The organism is Methylobacterium sp. P3_A11 (genome assembly GCF_056403155.1).
The window spans coordinates 51684-71211 of the sequence record NZ_JBFUGA010000003.1 but is presented as its reverse complement, the minus strand read 5'-3'; the positions used below and the strand labels follow the sequence as shown (position 1 = coordinate 71211).

The window sequence follows — 19528 nt, the reverse complement described above, 5'->3', positions numbered from 1 at the left end:
GACCTGTCCGAGACCCCGTGCCCCTGCTCGCCGATCGCGCCCCCGCCAAGGTCAACCTGACGCTCCACATCCTCGGCCGCCGCGCGGGCGACGGCTACCACGCGCTCGAGAGCCTCGTCGCCTTCGCGGGGACCGCCGACCGCCTGACCCTAAAAGCCGACGCGCCCCTCGGCCTGACCGTCAGTGGCCCCACCGCCGGCCCGGCCGGCCCCACGGACGACAATCTCGTGCTGCGCGCGGCCCGGGGGCTCGCCGCCCGTCTGCCGGGTCTGCGGACGGGCACCTTCCATCTGGTGAAACGCCTGCCGGTCGCGGCCGGGATCGGCGGCGGCTCCTCGGACGCAGCCGCCGCCCTGCGACTGCTGGCGCGCCTCAACGATCTGCCCGTCGACCACGATGCCGTCGTCGCGGTGGCGCAGGAAACCGGAGCCGACGTCCCGGTCTGCCTCGACCCGCGCGCCCGGATGATGCGCGGCGCCGGCGAGACGATCGGGCCGGCCCTCGGACTCGCGCCGCTGCCGGCGGTGCTGATCAATCCCGGCGTCCCGGTCGCCACGGCCCCCGTCTTCAAGGCGCTGGGCCTCGCCGTCGGCCAGGACCTCGCCGGGGCGCCGCACCCGGCGATCGCGCGGGACATGGGCGCCGACGCCCTGCTGTCGGCGCTGGCCGAGGCCCGCAACGATCTGGAGCCGCCGGCCCTGACCGTGGCGCCGGTGATCGGCGAGGTGTTGGCGGCCCTGCGCGCCCGAGGTTGCCGGCTGGCCCGGATGTCGGGTTCCGGCGCGACGGTCTTCGCACTCTTCGCTGATCGGCGCGGAGCGGTTCAGGCCGCCGCGGCCCTGCGCGCCGCCCATCCCGCGTGGTGGGTGGCGCCGACCTTCCTGCGCTGAGCCGTCCGGAGGGCGCCCCTCAGGCGGGCTTGGCCTCGTAGACCGTGACCACCCCCCGTCCCTCCGGCACCATGACGCGCCAGCACCGGGCCTGCGGCAGGTCGGCGAGATCGATCGCGCGGGCGCGGCCGCTGCCGACCTCGAAGGTCGCCAGGTGGCCGGATGCGTCGCGGCCGCGCAGGTAGGCTCACCCCTCGGCGAGATGCAGCGCGGCCGGCGGGAGGGCGTCGCGCACGAAGGTGCTGTCGGCCAGGGCGCCGCTCGGCACCACGAAGGCGCGCTGGAGGACCAGGACTTCGGCGTCGGCCGCGCGTTCGGCAACGATCCGCAGATGGCCTTCGCCGTCGCGTCGGTTCAGGAGCAGCGCTTCCCGCCGCCCGTCCCGCGTGACCAGCAGAGCGAGATCCGGCCCGTCTTGACCGGCTATCAGGTAGCAACCGCCCGGATCGAGCCGGTCGAGGCTGATGGGTCGCCCGGGCATGCGCGGCGTCATGGTCATGCTCCCGTTCGTGCGCGGCGCGCACCGAGCCCCTTCCGGTAGAACGCGCGGCGCTCGGCCTCGGCCGGCACGACGGTGGCGCGCACCTGCAGCAGGTCCTTGCGGGTCGACAGGCCGACGAGTTCGCCGCTGTGCGGATCCGTGACCGGCAGGTGCCCCTGACCGGCAGCCAGCATCACGTCGATGGCGTGCGAGACCACGTCACCCGGATGGACGGTTGCGAGATCGGCATCGGAGACGCGCTCCCCGAGCGTCCCGTCCTGCGCGTCGCCGTCGCGCTCCTCCAGGGTCCAGCCCAGGGCGTCGCTGCGCGAGACGAGGCCCACGGGACGGCCCGCGCCGTCCACGACCGGATAGGCATGGTGGCTGCCGGTCTCGATGGCGGCGAGCGCTTCCGCCAGGGGCAGATCCGCGTCCAGGGTCTCGACCGTCCGGGTCATCACCGCCTCGACCCGGGCGAGATCGTAGGGATCGATGCCGTATTCCCGCGTCACGTGCTGCCCGCGCCGCGCGATCTTTTCCGTGAGGATCGAGCGCTTGAGGAGCAGCACCGTCACCGCGTAGGCCGCCATGGTGGCCGCCAGGAGCGGCGCCAGGGCCGCGACGTCACCGGTCACCTCGACGGCGAAGACGACGCCGGTGAGGGGCGCCGGCAGCGTGCCGCCCAGCATCGCCGCCATGCCCATCAGCGCCCAGAAGCCGTGAGCGCCCGGCAGGACGAGACCAATCAGCCAGCCCACCGCACCGCCGAGGATCAGGAGCGGTGCCAGCACGCCCCCGGAGGTCCCCGACGACAGGGCGGCGAGCCAGATCACCGCCTTGACCACCAGGATCGTCGCGACGGCGCCAACCAGGAGGTGGCCGGAGAGCAGATCGTGGATCACGTCGTAGCCGACGCCGAGCGCCCGGGGTTCGACGAGGCCGCCGAGGCCGACCACGACGGCGCCGAGGGCCGGCCACCACATCCAGTGCAGGGGCAGCCGGCCGAATCCGTCCTCCAGGGCGTAGACAGCCCGTGTGAGCGCGCCGGAGATCAGCCCGCAGGCGATGCCGAGCGCCGCGCAGGCGGGCAGGCCCCACCACGGCAGGGTCGGGTTGTCGACGAAGGGGAAGAGCGGTCCGGCACCGAACAGGTCAGGCCGCCAGCAAGCCGCCGTCACCGCGCCGACCGCCACCGGAACCAGGCTGCGGGGCCGCCACTCGAACAGCAGGACCTCGACGGCGAGCAGCACGGCCGCGACGGGCGTCCCGAAGATCGCTGTCATGCCGGCGGCGATGAGGTGGAAGAACTGCGCGAACAGCGAGCCGACGGCGCCGCCGGTCACGATGATCGGCCCTTCGGCGCCAAACGGGCCGCCGGTGCTGATCGCCACCGCCGAGGACAGGGGCTTGAGCACGGCCACCTTGGGCGACATGCGGCTGCCGCCGATCAGGATCGCCTCCATCGCCTCGGGGATCCCGTGCCCGCGGATCTTCTCCGAGCCGTAGCGCGCCATGGCAGCGACGATCAGCGCCCCGATCACGGGGATCGCCACCATCCAGAGCTCGGGCGTCGCGCCGGCCAGGGAGGTCAGGGCCGTGTCGAGGCGGTCGTACCACGCGAGATTAGTCACCAGGCCGATGAGGGTGAGCAGGATCCAGGCGGTGCCGCTGGCAGCGGTCCCGGTCACGACCGCCATCCCGGCCAGCGTCAGGACCCTCCGGTCCGCGCTGCAATCCCCCAGCGCCCGACGCAGTGGCTGATCGCCACCGCGTTCCCGATCGGTCCCGCCGCTCATCAAGGTCTCCTGTCCCCAAACCCGTCATTTATGTCGTTATCCGATATATTAAAACACGGCTTTGGGCGATGGGACACGACATGGCACCGAACCCGGGGCATCGTCCGGACGGGAATTCTTCACGAAGGCTGTCATGGCGGCGGATGCGCCCGGGCACTGGGCGATGTCACGCGAGCAATATGCAGCGCTCGCGGATTTCCGGTTCCGGCTCCGCCGTTTCCTCGCCTTCAGCGAGGCCGCGGCGGCCCGGGCGGGTCTGCCGCCGCAGCAGCATCAGGCCCTGCTGACCCTGGCGGGCCATGCCGGACGGGCACCCGCCACGGTCGGCCTGCTGGCGAGCAGCTGCTGATCGCGCCCCACAGCGCCGCCGAGTTGGTCGCCCGGATGGTGGAGGCCGGCCTGCTGTCCAAGACGCGCGCCGTCGAGGACAGGCGGCGAAGCGCGCTCGCGCTCACCTCCCACGCCGAGGCGCTCCTGCGGACCTTGACGGCCGCGCACCTGGAGGAACTGCGCGGGCTCGCGCCCGCATTGGCCGATGCCCTCGCCCCCGTGACGCGTTGACGCATCACCGAGTCGGTCGAAGCGATCCCGCAGGGGACTCGGCATGGGGGACGACAAGGATGTCGCGGACCGCCGCATCAAGCTCTGGCGGTTCTACGCCGAACGCGTCGCCGGCAGCGCGGCCGACGGCGGGCCGTGGCCCTGGGTACGAGTTGTCGCCGCCGGGTTAACCGTGAGGTCGCGTTTCAGCGCGCCCGGGCCACGCAGAACTCGACGGCGCCGATCAGCGCGGCCTTGACCGGTCCGTCGGGGAAGACGTCGAGGGCGGCCCGGGCCTCGGCACCGTAATGGTGGGCGCGGGCCACGGTCTCCTCCAGGGCGCCATGGCGCTGCAGGAGGTCGAGGGCCGTCTCCAGATCGCCGTCGCCGATCTCACCCTGCTGCAGGGTACGCCGCCAGAAGCCGCGCTCGCCCTCGCTGGCCCGGCGATGGGCCAGGACGATCGGCAGGGTGATTTTGCCCTCGCGGAAATCGTCGCCGACGTTCTTGCCGAGTTCCGCGGAGGTGCCGCCGTAATCGAGCACGTCGTCGATCAGCTGGAAGGCGATGCCAAGATTCATCCCGTAGGACCGGGCCGCCGCCTGCTCGGCCTCGGGCCGTCCGGCGAGCACCGGCCCGACCTCGCAGGCGGCCGCGAAGAGCTCGGCTGTCTTGCCGCGGATCACCGCCAGATAGGCGGCCTCGTCGGTCTCCAGGTTCTTGGCGTTGGTGAGCTGCATCACCTCGCCCTCGGCGATCACCGTGGCGGCGGCCGAGAGGATGTCGAGCGCCCGCAGGGAGCCGACCTCCACCATCATGCGGAAGGCCTGGCCGAGCAGGAAGTCGCCGACCAGCACGGAGGCCTCGTTGCCCCACTTGATCCGGGCCGCGACGCGGCCGCGGCGCATGTCGCTCTCGTCGACCACGTCGTCGTGGAGGAGCGTCGCGGTGTGCATGAACTCGACGCTGGCGGCGAGCTTCACGTCGCCGTCGGTCTCGCCCGCATAGCCGCAGAGCTGGGCGCAGGCCAGCGTCAGGATCGGGCGCAGGCGCTTGCCGCCGGAGGCGATCAGGTGGTTGGCGACCTCGGGGATCATCGCCACGTCGGATCCCGTCCGCGACAGGATCGTGGTGTTGACCCGCGCCATGCCGTCGGCCACGAGCGCGACGAGGTCGTTGAGCCCCGCCTCCGCCTCGGGCTTCGGATTCTCGATGGAGAGGGCCATACCCAAGATCCGTGACCTCCAGACCGGTCGCCCCACGGGGGGCGGGCGATCCCTTCGCACGCGCCCCGCGGCGCCGCAACATCGTCCCGGGCTGGATATGGGGTGCCGACCGCGCGGATCGCGCGCGACGAAACCGCCGATCCGGATCTTCACGGGGGCCAACCCGCGATGATCGAGCTGATCCGCGCCAACGATGTCGTGCTGATCGGGTTCGCCCGCTCGGTCCTTGAGGCGGCCGAGATCCCGGTCCTCGTGGCGGACAGCCACATGAGCCTGATGGAGGGCTCGATCGGCGTCTTCGGACAGCGTCTGCTCGTCGCGCACGACCACGAAGCGCAGGCCCGGCGGCTGCTGGCCGATGCCGGGATCGCCCACGAGTTGCGCCAGCCGTGACATCGGAGCCGGACGCCTTCCTCGGCGGCCTCCTGCGCCTGCATCAGCCTCCCAAGGGCGCGCACCGGGCCGGGACCGATGCCGTGCTGCTCGCTCGGCTGCTCGTTCCGGGGGCCGGGGATCGGGTCTGCGATGTCGGCGCCGGGACCGGCGCGGTCGGCCTCGCCTGCGCCGTGCTGGTACCAGGCCTCAAGCCGACGCTGGTGGAGCGAGACCCCGCCCTTGCCGAGCAGGCGCGGGCGAACGCAGCGTGCAACGGGATCGACGCGCAGGTTCTGGTGGCCGACGTCCTCGCCCCGGCAGCGGAGCGCCGCGCCGCCGGCCTCCAGCCGGACGGGTTCGACGTGGTTCTCACCAATCCACCGTTCTTCGCGGCCGGCAGCCACCGCGCGTCGCCCCATCCCGGCCGGGCCTCCGCCCATACCTTTGCGGAGGGTAGCCTGGAGGCCTGGATCCGCGCCTGCACGGCGATCCTGCGGCCCGGGGGCCGTCTCGGGCTGATCCACAGGGCCGACGCGCTCCCGGCCTGCCTGGATGCCCTGAAGGGGCGCTACGGCGGCCTGGCGATCCGCCCGGTCCATGCCCGCGGCGATACGGCCGCGATCCGTGTGCTGATCACCGCGACCCGGGGCAGCCGCGCGGCGGCGGCCCTGCTCCCGCCGCTGGTACTGCACGGTCCCGACGGCCGTTTTACCCCGGAAGCCGAAGCGCTCCATCGCGGCGCGCCCTGGCCGCCGCGCTGACCGGACGGCTCACGCCGCCAGCGCGACAGACTCCGCGACGCGGATGCCGAGGAACCGCTCGACCTCCGGGAGATCCGGAAAGGCGAGGAATTCCGGGCGCAGCGGCTCGGGCAGACCCTCGAAATTGAGGCCCGGAAACGTGTCGGGATGCGGGTAGAGCTGCCAGGACGCCCCGGGCTCGACCGGCGGGAACAGGATCGCAACCTTCTCGGACCCCAGGCGGACGATCCGGGTCGGGCTGTAGGACAGGGTCTCGATGCTCCAGCCGTGGCGGGAATCCCGGCGGGCCTTCATGGTGCGGCGGCTCGTCGCGCGATGCATGGCGGTCTCCTTCGGTGGGGTGAGAACAGGTTCAGGCGGCGCTGCGGCGACCCGATCGTTTCGGCCAGCCGAGCGCCACGAGGCGCGCCTTGGCGTAGTCGCGCACCTCGTCGCGGGTGCCGGGAGGCATCGTCGCCAGCACGGCCTGGGTGTCGCCATCCAGCATCAGGTCGGTGACCGCGTTGATCGTCCCGGCCGCGTCGATGCGGCGCTTGAGGTCGCCCTCGGCCTCGGTGACCTCGTCGAAGGCGGGTGGTTCCTCGAAATCCTCGTCCACCGCCCGGACGGGAATCTGATGGGCGCGGAACTCGTCGGCCTCCTCTTCCGAGTAGACCAGACCGTGTAGCTCGATGAGCTTGAGGATGACGCGGTCCTTCCCGCGCTTCTCGGCCATCGCGTAGACGTAGGCCGCCTGCTTGCCTGAGACGCGGTAGTTCACGTTGACGAGGGCCTCGCCCATCGACCACTCGACGCGGTCGGTCCCGGGCTTCGCGCCGGGCAGGCGGCCGGTCACCAGGATCACGGCCTCGTCCCGCTCGGCGCGGATGACCGTCGGCGGCTCGAACACGATCCCGGCCTGCGCGGCGATGCGCTCCAGGGTCTTGTGGTAGATCACCGCGGTCCCCTGGACGCGCCAGACGTTGCCCCCGAAGGGCTCGCCGTAGCGGACGAGGATGTCGGCGATCTGCTTGTCGGCGGTTCGCATGCGGGCTCGTTCCGGAAAATTTCGACGGCATCATCCACAGGTTTGTTGGATTTTGCTCTTTTGTTCTCTTTTTGTTCGTATCTATATGCGCAATCTGCCCGCCATGCGCAAGGGGTCGTGCGTCGGGTTCGTGGTGCGCGTGCCGCCGCGGCGTCGCGCCTCCGAAGCGCCGGACGGACGCGGCCAGACTTCGCATTGTTGCTGCACCGCACCTTAGGGTAGACCCTTGGCGACGATGTCCGAGACCGCAGCCGCGATGACGCCTTCCCTCTGGACCCGCCTGTCCAATCCCAGCCACTTCATGCGGTGGTCCGGGGTGCTGGTGCCTTGGCTCACGGCCCTGTCGCTCGGCGTCCTGGCGCTCGGCCTGTACCAGACCTTCTTCGTGGTGCCGCCCGACTACCAGCAGGGCGAGACCGTGCGGATCATGTACATCCACGTCCCGGCCGCGTGGCTCGGGGTGTTCTTCTACGGGGCGATGAGCCTGTCGGCGATCGGCACCCTGGTCTGGCGGCACCCGCTCGCCGACGTGGCCCAGCGGGCGGCGGCGCCGATCGGGGCGGCCTTCACGCTGATCTGCCTCGTCACCGGTTCCCTCTGGGGCAAGCCCATGTGGGGCACCTATTGGGTCTGGGATGCGCGGCTGACGTCGATGCTGATCCTGCTGCTGATCTATTGCGGGATCATCGCCCTGTGGCGGACCCTCGAGGATCCGAACCGCGCCGCGCGGGCGGTGGCGATCCTGACCCTCGTCGGCGCCGTGAACCTGCCGATCATCAAGTTCTCGGTGAACTGGTGGTCGACCCTCCACCAGCCGGCCTCGATCCTGCGCATGGGCGGCTCGACCATCGATCCGTCGATGCTCTACCCCCTGCTGATCATGATCGGCGCCGCGACGCTCGGCGGGACGACCCTGCATCTCTACGCGATGCGCACCGAGATCATGCGACGCCGGGTTCGGACGCTCACGATCCGCGAGGCCGAGCGCCTCGACCGCGCCCAGCCGCGCATCACCCCAACACCGGCGCCGATGCCGGTCGGCCAACCGGTCTAGGATCGCGGCGATGGATCTCGGGTCTCACGGCGGCTTCATCCTCGCGGCCTACGTGTTCACGGCGGCCGTGATGGTCGCCCTGGTCGGCAACGCCCTGCGCGACCGCCGGGCGCAGGTGCGCGCCCTGAAGGGCTTCGGCGAGGACCGGCGGTGACCGCGCCCCTCGACGAGACCACCGGACCGGTGCCGCCGGTCCGCCGCTCGCTGCTGCTGATCGTGCCGGCGCTCGCCTTCGCGGCGCTCGCTGCCGTGCTGTTCCTGCGCCTGCGCTCCGGCGTCGACCCGGCCGCCCTGCCGTCCGTGATGATCGGCAAGCCGGTGCCGCAATTCGCGCTGCCCGCCGTCCCGGGGCTCACGGCTGGCGGCGCGCCCGTGCCCGGCCTGTCCAGCGCGGATCTGAAGGGCCAGATCACGGTGCTCAACGTCTTCGCCTCGTGGTGCGCCCCCTGCCAGGTGGAGCACCCGATGCTGATGCGTCTGGCGAAGGAGCCCGGCATCCGGCTCGTCGGCATCGACTACAAGGAGCCGAACCCGGAGGCCGGGCAGCGCTTCCTGGCGCGGCACGGCGTGCCGTTCAGCGCGGTGGGCGCCGATGCCGGCGGCCGGGCGGCGATCGATTTCGGCGTCTACGGCGTGCCCGAGACCTTCATCATCGGGCCGGACGGTGTGATCCGCGACAAGCTCGTCGGCATCCTCACACCGGAGAACTTCGCGAGCGTGCTCACACGGATCCGCGCCGCCGGCAAGGTCGCGGCGGCGCAGTAGGCTTACGCCTCCGGCTGCGGGTTCTTGCGCTCGTAGCGGGTCAGCAGCGGCGTCTGCGCCAGGGCGAACAGCACGGTGATCGGCATGATGCCGAACACCTTGAAGTTCACCCAGAAATCCTCCGTCTGGGTCCGCCACACCAGCTCGTTGAGGGCCGCCAGGACGAAGAAGAACACGCCCCAGCGGAAGGTCAGCTTGCGCCAGCCCTCGTCGGTGAGGCTGAACATCGAATCGAGCACCACCGACAGCAGCGAGCGCCCGAAGGCGAGGCCGCCGAGCAGCACGGTGCCGAACAGGGCGTTCACGATGGTCGGCTTGACCATGATGAAGGTCTTGTCCTGCAGCGCCAGGGTCAGGCCGCCGAACACCACCACCACCACGCCGGACACGAGCGGCATGATCGGCAGGCGCCGCACCATCACGTAGTGGATCGCCAGGGCCACCACGGTCGCCGCGATAAACAGGCCGGTGGCCACGAACAACTTCTGGTCCGGAGCGACGCCGAACTTCTCGGAATAGGCGTTGCCGAAGAAGAACAGCACCAGCGGGCCGAGTTCCAGCGCCAGCTTCACGAGCGGCGGCAGGTGGCGGTGCGGGGGGACGGATTCGATCTGCATACGCTCGATAGGCTCTGGTACGACGCTCACGAGGGGCTGGACGCGTCGAACGGGATTTTCCGGGGTGTGTGGAACGCGGAGCGCGCGATGTCCATGACGTCGCGCACGAAAGCTCGGCGGGCGGCCGCGTCCTAATCCTTCTCCAGCCCGGCGATCGCCCGGGCGAAGTCCCGGGCCGCGAAGGGCTCCAGATCCTCCACGCCCTCGCCGACGCCGATGAAGTGCACCGGCAGGCCGAACTTCGCCGCCAGCGCCACCAGGATGCCGCCCCGGGCGGTGCCGTCGAGCTTGGTCATCACCAGGCCGGAGACCGGGGCCGCCTGCGAGAACAGCTCCACCTGGCTGAGCGCGTTCTGGCCGACCGTGGCGTCGAGGACGAGGAGCGTGGCGTGCGGCGCCTCCGGATCCTGCTTGCGCAGCACCCGGACGATCTTCTCCAACTCGTCCATCAGGCCGGCCTTGTTCTGGAGGCGGCCCGCCGTGTCGATCAGCAGCACGTCGGTCCCGGCGGCGGAGGCCTGCTTGAGGGCGTCGAAGGCGAGGCCCGCCGCGTCGGCACCCTGCGCGCCGCTGATCACCGGCGTGCCGGTGCGCGCGCCCCAGACCTTGAGCTGGTCGATCGCCGCCGCCCGGAACGTGTCGCCCGCCGCCAGCATCACGGTGCGCCCCTCCGCGCGCAGCTTCGAGGCGAGCTTGCCGAGCGTCGTGGTCTTGCCGGCGCCGTTCACCCCGACGGTGAGGATCACGAACGGCTTCTTCGCGGAATCGATCGCCAGCGGCACCGCCACGGGCTCCAGCGCCCGCTCGACCTCCGCGGCCAGGATCGCCCGCACCTCGTCCGGCGAGATGCCCTTCTCGTAGCGGCCCTTGCCGACCGCCTCCGAGACCCGCATCGCGGTCTCCAGGCCGAAATCGGCCTGGATCAGCGCGTCCTCAAGATCCTCCAGCGTGGTGGCGTCGAGCTTGCGCTTGGTGAACAGGCCGGTGACCCGGTCGGACAGGGCCGACGAGGTCCGCTTCATCCCCGAGGTGAGGCGGTTCCACCAGCCCTTGGCCTCCGGCTCGCGGTCCGGCCCGGCGCCGGCGTCGTGGGCGAGGGCCGCGGCGCTGTCGATGGGCTGGATGTCGGGCATCGCCTCGACCGCCGGCTCCCGGACCACATCGCCCGTATCGACCGGGTCGGCCCCGTGCGCGGGGTCGTCGCCGGCGGTGCCGGCCGGCGGGCGCTCCGACTCGCCCTCCACGGGCAGCAGGTCCGCGCCCTCGACCGCGTCCGGGACCGGCTCGCCGGTCTCCTCGGGCGGCAGCGGGACGTGCGCGACATCCTCCGCGGCGGTGGCGAAGTCCGGCTCCCCCTCGGAGGGCGAGGCGGCCTCCGGTGATAGTTCGGCCTCCGGCTTGTCCTCGGGCTTGTCCGCGAGCTGATCCTCGGGTCCGGGCTGGCCTTTGCGCCCGAACAGGCGTCCGAACCAGCCGGGCTTCTCCTCGCTCGCCATGAAATCGCGTCCTCGCCCCACCTTGCCCCGCCGGCACCGACCCTCTAGCCGATCCGGATGTCCAACGCCTTCGACATAGGCGCGCGCCTCCTCTACCGCGATGCCCTGCTGCTCGTCATCGACAAGCCGGCGGGTTTGCCGGTCCATCCCGGTCCCCGCGGCGGCGAGACGCTCACCGACCACCTCGACGCCCTCCGGTTCGGCCTGCCCCGCCGCCCCGAGGCCGCGCACCGGCTCGACAGCGACACCTCCGGCTGCCTCGCGCTCGGCCGCCACGCCAAGGCCCTGGCGCGGCTCGGCAAGCTGTTCTCCGGCAGCGCCATCGACAAGACCTACTGGGCGATCGTAGAGGGCGGCCCCGCGGAGGAGGTCGGCAGCATCGACCTGCCGCTCGCCCGCCGCTCGGACGATCCGCGCTCGTGGTGGATGAAGGCCGACCCCGCGGGCGACCCGTCGCTGACGCACTGGCGGGTGCTCGGCCGCGCCGGCGGGCGGACCTGGCTGGCGCTGAAGCCGGTCACCGGCCGGACGCATCAGCTCCGCGTGCACTGTGCCGCCTCCGGCTGGCCGATCCTGGGCGACGCGATCTACGGCGGGGCCCCGCGGGGCAGCGCCCTGCACCTGCACGCGCGGACCTTGTCGATCCCGCTCTACCCGAAGCGCGACGCGATCACCGTGACGGCGCCGCCGCCGCCACACATCGCCGAGGCCGTCGCGGCGATGGGGGCGTGAGCCGCGGCGCGATCCGGCGCGGGGCTACGGCGCCCGCCTCAATGCCGCGGACAGGCGACGCGGTTCGCACGCGTCCGGCGGAGCATATCGGCAGCGGCAGAGCGCGAMGCGCCCCCTCTCCCGTGCGGGAGAGGGCTGAGGTGAGGGGCGAGAAGCGTCAGGATCGAGCACGCGGTCGACGTGCGGGTCCGTCGAGCTTTCTGCGGATGCCGCACATCCCTCACCCTGTCCCTCTCTCGCACGGGAGAGGGGACCCGCGTCACGGTCGGCCACGCAGGCTCTGTCTCGACGGGAACGGGTAGCGCTAGGCCCCGATCAGCCGCGCGCCGTCGTGGCCGGCGATGGCGAAGTCGTGGAACGTTCCCGCCTCGGCCGCGCCCGGCAACCGCACCGCGGTGAAATCCGGGCTCCGCCCGACGCCGCCGCGCTCCGCCAGCACCGTGAGACGGCGGCCGACCTGGGCGTCGAGGTGCCGGCGCAGGGCGTCGGACCCGGCCTCCCGCAGCCGCGCCGCCCGCGCGCGGATCGCATCCGGCGCCACCGGCGGCATGCGCGCGGCCGGCGTCCCGGGGCGCGGGGAATAGGGGAAGACGTGCAGGTGCGTCAGGCCGCATTCCGCCACGAGGGCGAGGGAGCGGGCGAACTGCGCCTCCGTCTCCGTCGGGAATCCCGCGATCAGGTCGGCGCCGAACACCATGTCGGGCCGCAGCCGCCGCACCGTCGCGCAGAAGCGGATCGCGTCGGCGCGCAGGTGCCGGCGCTTCATGCGCTTGAGGATCAGGTCGTCGCCGGCCTGCAGCGACAGGTGCAGGTGGGGCATCAGCCGCTCCTCCTCGGCGATCGCCGCCAGCAGGGCGTCGTCGGCCTCCACGGAATCGATGGAGGAGAGCCGCAGGCGCGGGAGGTCGGGCACCGCCCGGAGGATCGACCGCACGAGGCCACCCAGCGACGGGGCCGGGCCGGCGAGATCCCGGCCGTAGGCGGTGAGGTCGACGCCGGTGAGCACGACCTCGCGGCCGCCATGTGCCACGAGGGTCCGGACCTGCGCGATCACGTCGGAAGCCGACACCGAGCGCGAGACGCCGCGGCCGAACGGGATCACGCAGAAGGTGCAACGGTGGTCGCAGCCATTCTGCACGGGCACGAAGGCGCGGGTGTGCCCGGCCATGGCTTCGATCCGCGTCGGCTCGGCCACCCGCGCCGCCATGACGGCGCCCGGGCCGGTCGCGGCCGACGACCAGCCGTCGGGCCGCAGCTTCTCGGCGTTGCCGACGAGGCGGGCCACCTCCGGCATGGCCGCGTAAGCCTCCGTCTCGACCTCGGCGCCGCAGCCGGTGACGACGATCTCGGCCCCGGGCCGTTCCCGCGCGATGCGCCGGATCGCCTTGCGGGCCTGCCGCCCGGCCTCGGCCGTGACCGCGCAGGTGTTCACCACCACGCGGTCGCGCCCGTCCGCCGCCGCGTGAGCCCGCAGCGCCTCGGACTCGACGGTGTTGAGGCGGCAGCCGAAGGTGAGGGTCTCGACCGCCATCAGGCCGCGCTGTCGAACAGCTCCGGCGCCAGGGTCCCCTCGGCGACGAGCGCGACCGGGCCGGTCATCAGGACGTGGTCGTCGGCGCGCCACTCGACGAACAGTTCGCCGCCCGGCAGCGCGACGCTGGCCTGCCGGCCGATCATCCGGAGGCGCGAGGCAGCCACCACGGTGGCGCAGGCGGCGGTGCCGCAGGCGAGCGTCAGCCCGGCGCCGCGCTCCCAGACGCGCAGCTTGATCGTCTCGCGGCCCGTCACCTGCGCCACCGAGATGTTGGCGCGCTCCGGGAACAGCGGATGATTCTCCAGCATTGGGCCGATCCGGGCGAGATCGAAGGACCCCGGATCCTGCTCCACGAAGAACACCGCGTGCGGGTTGCCCATGTTCACGACGGCCGGCGAGTGCAGGATCGGATCGTCGATCGGGCCGATCTGCAGCTCGATCCGGCGCGTGTCGGGGAAGGGCTCCGACAGGGGGATCTCGTCCCAGGCGAGCCGCGGCCGGCCCATATCGACCGTGAAGGCCCGCTCCGAGACGCGGCGCACGCCCAGCAGGCCGGCGGGAGTCTCCAGGGTCAGCCGCCCGCCCTCGGCCGGCCGGGCCATGGCAGGGTCGTCGAGCATCGCGTAGGCGACGCAGCGCGTGCCGTTGCCGCAGGCGCCCGATTCCGAACCGTCGGTGTTGTAGATTCGCAGGAACGCGTCCGTGCCCGGGCTCACGGGATCGTGCAGGACCATCAGCTGATCGAAGGCCGAGGCGGGATCCTGGGCGATCGCCCGCGCCTCCTCGGGCCGCACCGTCGCGACGGAGCCGCGCAGGTCCAGCACCACGATCGCGTTGCCGGCGCCGTGCATCTTCAGGAAGCGTCTGTGGGCGAGTGCGCTCATGCGGTCCCGCAGGTGAGGAAGGGGCCGGCTATATCGCAAAAGCGACCGCCCGACGCGAGGGGTGCAGCGGCGTGGCAGATGCGCCGCACCCGCGGCTCTCGTCCACGGCGCCCTCGCGGGCCGTCCCGTTCGCCACTAGGTTACGCGGCGGGAGCCCGCGCGATCATCCGCGGGCCTCGACCGGAGCGCCGCCCGTGATCCGCCTTCGTCCGCTCGTTGCCCTCTCGACCGCCCTCGTGCTCGCGTCGGGCGGTCCGATCGCCGCGCAGCAGCAGCCCGCGCCGCCGCCGTCCGCGGCGCCCGCGCCGGCCCAGACGAACCCGCTGCCGACCACGACGGCGCCGAACCCGGTGGCCGACCCGAACAAGAGCGCGGCCCCGGCCCCGCAGCAATCGGTGGCCCCCCCGCCCGCGGGACAATCCGCCGTGGGAACGCCCGCGCGCCCGACGCTCATCGACAAGGCCGGCGAGCCGGGCGACGTCGACGAGGTCACCCTGCCGGCCAAGCCCGCCGCGATCCTGTCGGGCAAGACCAAGTGGGAGGAGGCCGTGCCGAACCTGAAGCAGGCCTTCGCGCGGATGGAGGCCGACCTCGCCAAGCTCGGCGTCGCGCCGGCGGGCCGGCCCTTGGCGGTCTTCACCCGCACCGACGACGACGGGTTCGAGTTCGAGGCGATGATCCCCGTGGCGGCCGCGCCCAGCCCGGCGCCGGCCGAGACCGACGGCCTGCGCTTCGGCACGACGCCCTCCGGCAAGGCGCTGCGCTTCGCCCACAAGGGCTCCTACGAGTCGATCGACAGCACCTACGAGACGCTGACCGCCTATCTCGACGCCAAGGACATCGTCGTGCAGGACCGGTTCGTCGAGGAATACGCCACAGACCTCAAGGACGGCACCGACGACAACCTGGATGTGAATATTTATGCGCTAGTGAAGTAGGCGACCGCCATCCGGCGCGGGCGTGCGGCGCCCTTCTGCTCCGACGATAGCTTCAGGATCGGGCGCGGGTCCCCTCTCCCGTGCGGGAGAGGGAACAGGTCGCGCGTCGCCGCCGGCCGTGCTCTCCGCCGGAAGCGTGCGAGCCCGGCAGGCGGACAGATCGCCGCTGCCTCGAACTGCCAGGAACAGCGATACGGGCTCGCGGATTCGCCCGACATGCCCGCCGCCGATCTTAGAACCGGGACCGCCCCGCATCCGCGCCGCAAGCCGGCCCCCGCCGTCACGGATCCCGCCCTCGCCGAGAAGGCGCTCGCGGTCCATGCCCGGCTCTGCCCGGTCTACGGCTGCCCGATCCCGTACTTCCACAGCCTGGATCCGGTCAGCGAACTCATCTCTTCGCTCCTGTCGCACCGGACCCGCAACGCCGAGTCCGGCCGGGCCTTCAAGGCCCTGCGCGCGCGCTTCACCGACTGGGAGGCGGTGATCGACGCGGAGGTGCCGGAGATCGAGGCCGCCATCGCGGGCGTGACCTGGCCGGAGCTGAAGGCGCCGCGCATCCGCGACGTGCTCCGGGCGCTGCGCGCCCGGTGCGGCAGCCTCGACCTCGCCTTCCTGGCCGACATGGAGGTCGAGGCCGCGCGGGCGTGGCTGCAGGCGATCCCGGGCGTCGGGCCGAAGACCAGCGCGGCGGTCCTGTCCTTCTCCACCCTGCGGATGCCGGCCCTGCCGGTGGACAGCCACCATCACCGGGTCGCCCAGCGCCTCGGGCTGATCGGCGGGCGGGTCGATGTCGGCCCGGCGCACCAGATCCTGCGGGCGCAGCTCCCCGCCGACTGGAGCGCGCAGGATCTCTACGACAATCACGAGATCCTGATGCTGCACGGCCAGAAGGTCTGCCATCATCAGCGCCCGGCCTGCGGGCGCTGCGTGCTGGTCGACCTCTGCCCCAGCGCGAAGCTGCCCACGCGGGAGCCGTGAGCGCGTCCTTGACCATTCCGGCCTACGGGTGCGAGTAACCCCGCGCCCGGACGGCGCGGAGCCCCGGTCTTCCCTTGCTCAGGATCGGCGCCGATGGCCGCGTTCACCGAATTGGTCTTCTCGGGCGTCCAGCCCACCGGCAACCTGCATCTCGGCAACTATCTCGGGGCCGTGAAGCGCTTCGTGGAGATGCAGGCGCGCGACGCGCAGTGCCTGTACTGCGTGGTCGACCTGCACGCGATCACCGTCTGGCAGGACCCTGAGGCACTGCGCGGCCAGATCCGCGAGGTCACGGCCGCCTTCCTCGCCGCCGGCATCGATCCGAAGCGGTCGATCGTGTTCAACCAGAGCCAGGTGCCGCAGCACGCCGAGCTCGCCTGGGTGTTCAACTGCGTCGCCCGCCTCGGCTGGCTGAACCGCATGACCCAGTTCAAGGAGAAGGCCGGCAAGGACCGGGAGAACGCCTCGATCGGCCTCTACGACTACCCGGTCCTGATGGCCGCCGACATCCTGGCCTACCGGGCGACGCACGTGCCCGTCGGAGAGGACCAGAAGCAGCACCTGGAGCTGACCCGGGACATCGCCCAGAAGTTCAACACCGATTTTTCGGGCTCGATCGCCGCGCACGGCCACGGCGACGCGTTCTTCCCGATCACCGAGCCGCTGATCGGCGGCCCGGCCGCCCGGGTCATGTCCCTGCGCGACGGCACCAAGAAGATGTCGAAGTCGGACCCGTCCGACAATTCCCGCATCAACCTCACGGACGACGTGGACGCCATCGCCCAGAAGATCCGCCGGGCCAAGACCGATCCGGAGCCCCTGCCCTCCGATGTGGCGGGGCTGAAGGAGCGGCCCGAGGCCGACAACCTCGTGGGGATCTACGCCGCGCTCGCCGGCATCACCCGCGAAGAGGTGCTGCGCGATTACGGCGGGGCGCAATTCTCGGCCTTCAAGCCGGCGCTCGCCGACCTCGCGGTGACGAGCCTCGCGCCGATCGCCGGGGAGATGCGCCGCCTCACCGCCGATCCGGGCCATATCGACGCCGTGCTGGCCGATGGCTCCGCCCGGGCCGAGATTATCGCGGCGCAGACGCTCGATGCGGTCAAGGACATCGTCGGCTTCGTCCGGCGCGGTCCGAGCCTCCAGGCGGTGCGGTGACCGTCCGGGCGCTGGTCTTCGACGTCTTCGGGACGCTGGTCGACTGGCGCTCCGGCGTCGCCCGCGAGGCGGCTCGGCTGCTCGCGCCCCTCGCGCCGGACCTCGATGCCGGCGCCTTCGCGGACGCGTGGCGGGCGCGGTACAATCCCTCGATGGAGACGGTGCGCTCCGGCGCCCGACCCTACGTCGACCTCGACACGCTCCAGGCCGAATCGCTGCCCGACGTGCTGGCGCAGTTCGGCATCGCGGGCGTCTCCGAGGCCGTGCGGGGCGAGCTGGTCCAGGCGTGGCACCGGCTCGACGCGTGGCCCGAGGTGCCGGACGCGCTGCATCGCCTGCGCGAGAAGCACCTCCTGGCGCCGAACTCCAACGGGCCTGTCCGGCTGATGGCCGACCTCGCCCGCCGCAACGGCCTGATCTTCGACGCCATCCTCGGCGCCGGCTATTCCCGCGACTACAAGCCGAAGCCGGCGCTCTACCGCGACGCCGTCGCGGCCTTCGGCTTCGCGGCGGGCGAGACCATGATGGTCGCCGCCCACGCGAACGACCTCGCGGCGGCCGCGAGCCACGGGCTCGCCACAGCCCACATCGCCCGCCCGCACGAGCATGGCCCGGCCGGCGGCGAGACCGCGCCGACGGTGCCAGTGACCCACGCGGCGCGGGACCTGGCAGACCTCGCCGACCGGCTCGGCTGCTGAACGGATCGGACAAAAGGGTGTGATGGCCGACTGGAACCCCGCCCTCTACACCCACTTCGAGGACGAGCGGACCCGCCCCGCCGCCGAGCTCCTCGCCCGCGTGCCCCTCGACGCGCCGCGTCTGGCCGTCGATCTCGGCTGCGGGCCGGGCAATTCCACCGCGCTGATCGCGGCGCGCTATCCGGACGCCGAGGTGATTGGCCTCGACACGTCGCCCGCCATGCTGAAGAGCGCCCGCGCCCGCCTGCCCGGCCTCGCCTTCGCGCAGGCCGACGCCGCGACCTGGGTGCCCGAGCGCGCCCCGGACCTGATCTACGCCAACGCCGTCCTCCAGTGGCTGCCGGACCACGCGAGCCTGCTGCCGCGGCTGTTCGGCCTCCTCGCCCCGGGCGGCGTCCTCGCCGTGCAGATGCCCGACAACCTCTCCGAACCCACCCACCGCCTGATGCGCGCGGTCGCGGCGGACGGCGCCTGGGCGGCCGCGATCGGCGGCCCGGCCATTGCCGGCCGCCTCGGGCGGATGCTGGAACCCGCCGCCTACTACGACCTGCTGGCGCCGCGCGCCGCCGAGGTCGATGTCTGGCGCACCGCCTACCACCACCGCATGGCGGACGCCGCCGCCATCGTGGAGTGGGTCAGCGCGACCGGGCTCCGGCCGTTCCTCGACCCGCTGGATGCGGAGAAGCGGGCCGGCTTCCTGGCGGCCTACACCCGCGCGATCGACGCCGCCTACCCGCCGCGCAGCGACGGGCGGCGCCTGCTCGCCTTCCCGCGGGTGTTCATCGTGGCGCGGGCGCGGTAGCGGCTCAGGCCTCGCCGCGGGCCATCAGCGCCTCGTACTCCGAGACTTCCAGCCGGCCCTCCTGGGCGACGCGGGCCTTGTCGGCGTCGCTGATCACGTCGCCCGCGAGGTCGAGGCGCTTCCAGGCGGCGAGCGGGGTCTCGCGTCCGGGCCGCGGCACGTACTTGTTCTGCTCGAGCTTCCGGTACTTGTGGATGTAGCGCGGGCAGTTGATCCAGATCTTCGTCACCGCGACCTTCACGAGGTACTTGGCCTCGGTGTATTCGGCCATCAGGGCGTCGTCGCGCAGCAGCGTCGCGTGGCCCTGCACGCGGATGCGGTGCGGCGTCTCGAAGTCGATGAACAGCAGGCCGACCTTGGCCTGACCCTCGATGTTGCCCATCGAGTAGAACATGCCGTTGCCGTCGAAGCCCGGGAACACCAGCGTGCCGGGGTCGAGCACCTTCACGAAGCCGGTGGGGCCGCCCTTGTAGGAGACGGTCGGCATCCCGTCCGGATCGACGGTCGAGAGGAAGAACATGTCGCGGGAGCCGATGAAGGCGGCCTCGTCCGGCTGGATGCTCTCGTGGACCCAGTCCTCGTCGAGGCGCACGGCGAGCTTGGTGGTGCCGAACTCCTCCTGCAGCGCCCGGTGCGCGTCGGAATAGAGCGATGCCATGGGTGTCCTCTCCGCGTGCCGGTCCTCGTAGGGGTGGGACCGCTGCGGGGCTTATGGTCATGAGGGTCGCCTTCGGCAACCTGGGCGTTGGGCGGGTGATCCTGCCTGCCCAGACACA

22 protein-coding genes and 1 pseudogene are annotated in these 19528 nt (G+C 72.1%); 13 read left to right on the top strand and 10 right to left on the bottom strand.

Translation table 11 applies throughout. The features are described from left to right. Window positions 1-17: 17 nt before the first annotated feature. On the top strand, window positions 18-890 hold the full coding sequence (locus AC1DXK_RS01770) for a 4-(cytidine 5'-diphospho)-2-C-methyl-D-erythritol kinase (protein WP_477296619.1): 873 nt from the start codon (window positions 18-20) through the stop codon (window positions 888-890). A 187-nt stretch (window positions 891-1077) separates the two neighbouring features. Here AC1DXK_RS01770 and AC1DXK_RS01765 read toward each other — a convergent pair whose 3' ends face one another. Then, window positions 1078-1383 (bottom strand): hypothetical protein, encoded by a 306-nt coding sequence (locus AC1DXK_RS01765; RefSeq protein WP_477296617.1) that lies wholly within the window; start codon window positions 1381-1383, stop codon window positions 1078-1080. A gap of 2 nt (window positions 1384-1385) precedes the next feature. Further along, window positions 1386-3167: a chloride channel protein gene (locus tag AC1DXK_RS01760; protein WP_477296615.1), complete on the bottom strand. Its 1782-nt coding sequence runs from the start codon at window positions 3165-3167 to the stop codon at window positions 1386-1388. A gap of 133 nt (window positions 3168-3300) precedes the next feature. Between AC1DXK_RS01760 and AC1DXK_RS01755 the strand changes: the two are divergent. Further along, a pseudogene (locus AC1DXK_RS01755) lies at window positions 3301-3728 on the top strand (MarR family winged helix-turn-helix transcriptional regulator). A 185-nt stretch (window positions 3729-3913) separates the two neighbouring features. Here AC1DXK_RS01755 and AC1DXK_RS01750 read toward each other — a convergent pair. Continuing rightward, complete coding sequence (locus tag AC1DXK_RS01750) at window positions 3914-4933, bottom strand: polyprenyl synthetase family protein (RefSeq protein WP_457104758.1); 1020 nt, start codon at window positions 4931-4933, stop codon at window positions 3914-3916. Window positions 4934-5101: 168 nt separating this feature from the next. On the opposite strand from AC1DXK_RS01750, the gene AC1DXK_RS01745 reads away from it, so the two are divergent. Both AC1DXK_RS01745 and AC1DXK_RS01740 read left to right on the top strand, forming a co-directional pair. Then, window positions 5102-5326 carry a putative signal transducing protein gene (locus tag AC1DXK_RS01745; RefSeq protein WP_457104849.1) on the top strand — a complete coding sequence of 75 codons (225 nt, stop codon included), beginning with the start codon at window positions 5102-5104 and terminating at the stop codon, window positions 5324-5326. After that, complete coding sequence (locus tag AC1DXK_RS01740) at window positions 5323-6069, top strand: tRNA1(Val) (adenine(37)-N6)-methyltransferase (protein WP_457104757.1); 747 nt, start codon at window positions 5323-5325, stop codon at window positions 6067-6069. The genes AC1DXK_RS01745 and AC1DXK_RS01740 overlap by 4 nt, the downstream gene beginning before the upstream one ends. A gap of 9 nt (window positions 6070-6078) precedes the next feature. Here the strand turns inward: AC1DXK_RS01740 and AC1DXK_RS01735 are convergent, their stop codons facing one another. Both AC1DXK_RS01735 and AC1DXK_RS01730 read right to left on the bottom strand, forming a co-directional pair. Next, window positions 6079-6390 (bottom strand): hypothetical protein, encoded by a 312-nt coding sequence (locus AC1DXK_RS01735; RefSeq protein ID WP_457104756.1) that lies wholly within the window; start codon window positions 6388-6390, stop codon window positions 6079-6081. 31 nt (window positions 6391-6421) lie between these two features. After that, window positions 6422-7096 carry a trna delta -isopentenylpyrophosphate transferase gene (locus AC1DXK_RS01730; RefSeq protein ID WP_457104755.1) on the bottom strand — a complete coding sequence of 225 codons (675 nt, stop codon included), beginning with the start codon at window positions 7094-7096 and terminating at the stop codon, window positions 6422-6424. A gap of 256 nt (window positions 7097-7352) precedes the next feature. Here AC1DXK_RS01730 and AC1DXK_RS01725 point away from each other — a divergent pair, with 256 nt between their 5' ends. From AC1DXK_RS01725 to AC1DXK_RS01715, 3 genes are read left to right on the top strand one after another with little or no spacing between them, the layout of a single operon-like run. After that, on the top strand, window positions 7353-8150 hold the full coding sequence (locus AC1DXK_RS01725) for a heme ABC transporter permease (protein WP_457104754.1): 798 nt from the start codon (window positions 7353-7355) through the stop codon (window positions 8148-8150). A 10-nt stretch (window positions 8151-8160) separates the two neighbouring features. Further along, window positions 8161-8304 (top strand): heme exporter protein CcmD, encoded by a 144-nt coding sequence (ccmD, locus tag AC1DXK_RS01720; RefSeq protein ID WP_457104753.1) that lies wholly within the window; start codon window positions 8161-8163, stop codon window positions 8302-8304. Then, complete coding sequence (locus AC1DXK_RS01715; RefSeq protein ID WP_457104752.1) at window positions 8301-8915, top strand: DsbE family thiol:disulfide interchange protein; 615 nt, start codon at window positions 8301-8303, stop codon at window positions 8913-8915. The genes ccmD and AC1DXK_RS01715 overlap by 4 nt, the downstream gene beginning before the upstream one ends. A gap of 2 nt (window positions 8916-8917) precedes the next feature. On the opposite strand, the gene AC1DXK_RS01710 is transcribed toward AC1DXK_RS01715, so the two are convergent. Continuing rightward, entirely contained in the window at window positions 8918-9532 is a 615-nt protein-coding gene (locus AC1DXK_RS01710) for a septation protein A (protein ID WP_457104751.1), read from the bottom strand. 131 nt (window positions 9533-9663) lie between these two features. Beyond that, window positions 9664-11028 (bottom strand): signal recognition particle-docking protein FtsY, encoded by a 1365-nt coding sequence (gene ftsY / locus AC1DXK_RS01705; protein WP_457104750.1) that lies wholly within the window; start codon window positions 11026-11028, stop codon window positions 9664-9666. 57 nt (window positions 11029-11085) lie between these two features. Here ftsY and AC1DXK_RS01700 point away from each other — a divergent pair, with 57 nt between their 5' ends. Beyond that, on the top strand, window positions 11086-11760 hold the full coding sequence (locus AC1DXK_RS01700; protein WP_457104749.1) for an RluA family pseudouridine synthase: 675 nt from the start codon (window positions 11086-11088) through the stop codon (window positions 11758-11760). Window positions 11761-12064: 304 nt separating this feature from the next. Here the strand turns inward: AC1DXK_RS01700 and mtaB are convergent, their stop codons facing one another. Together mtaB and dapF are read right to left on the bottom strand one after the other, a co-directional pair. Beyond that, entirely contained in the window at window positions 12065-13291 is a 1227-nt protein-coding gene (gene mtaB / locus AC1DXK_RS01695; protein ID WP_457104748.1) for a tRNA (N(6)-L-threonylcarbamoyladenosine(37)-C(2))-methylthiotransferase MtaB, read from the bottom strand. Beyond that, window positions 13291-14178 (bottom strand): diaminopimelate epimerase, encoded by an 888-nt coding sequence (gene dapF, locus AC1DXK_RS01690; RefSeq protein WP_457104747.1) that lies wholly within the window; start codon window positions 14176-14178, stop codon window positions 13291-13293. Before dapF ends, mtaB begins: the two co-directional genes overlap by 1 nt. A gap of 194 nt (window positions 14179-14372) precedes the next feature. Between dapF and AC1DXK_RS01685 the strand changes: the two genes are divergently transcribed. From AC1DXK_RS01685 to tam, 5 genes are all read left to right on the top strand, one after another. Further along, window positions 14373-15116, top strand: coding sequence for a GyrI-like domain-containing protein (locus AC1DXK_RS01685; protein WP_457104746.1), 744 nt, complete (start codon window positions 14373-14375; stop codon window positions 15114-15116). A gap of 216 nt (window positions 15117-15332) precedes the next feature. Further along, on the top strand, window positions 15333-16094 hold the full coding sequence (locus tag AC1DXK_RS01680) for an endonuclease III domain-containing protein (RefSeq protein WP_457104745.1): 762 nt from the start codon (window positions 15333-15335) through the stop codon (window positions 16092-16094). Between the two features lie 93 nt (window positions 16095-16187). Then, window positions 16188-17252, top strand: coding sequence for a tryptophan--tRNA ligase (trpS, locus tag AC1DXK_RS01675; RefSeq protein ID WP_457104744.1), 1065 nt, complete (start codon window positions 16188-16190; stop codon window positions 17250-17252). Further along, the gene (locus AC1DXK_RS01670; protein ID WP_457104743.1) at window positions 17249-17950 is read left to right on the top strand and encodes a haloacid dehalogenase type II; all 702 of its coding nucleotides are present in this window, start codon (window positions 17249-17251) and stop codon (window positions 17948-17950) included. Before trpS ends, AC1DXK_RS01670 begins: the two co-directional genes overlap by 4 nt. Before the next feature lie 22 nt (window positions 17951-17972). Further along, a complete protein-coding gene (gene tam / locus AC1DXK_RS01665) occupies window positions 17973-18752 on the top strand; it encodes a trans-aconitate 2-methyltransferase (RefSeq protein WP_477296607.1) in 780 nt (259 codons plus the stop codon). A gap of 4 nt (window positions 18753-18756) precedes the next feature. On the opposite strand, the gene AC1DXK_RS01660 is transcribed toward tam, so the two are convergent. Beyond that, complete coding sequence (locus AC1DXK_RS01660) at window positions 18757-19410, bottom strand: pyridoxamine 5'-phosphate oxidase family protein (RefSeq protein WP_457104741.1); 654 nt, start codon at window positions 19408-19410, stop codon at window positions 18757-18759. Window positions 19411-19528 lie beyond the last annotated feature (118 nt).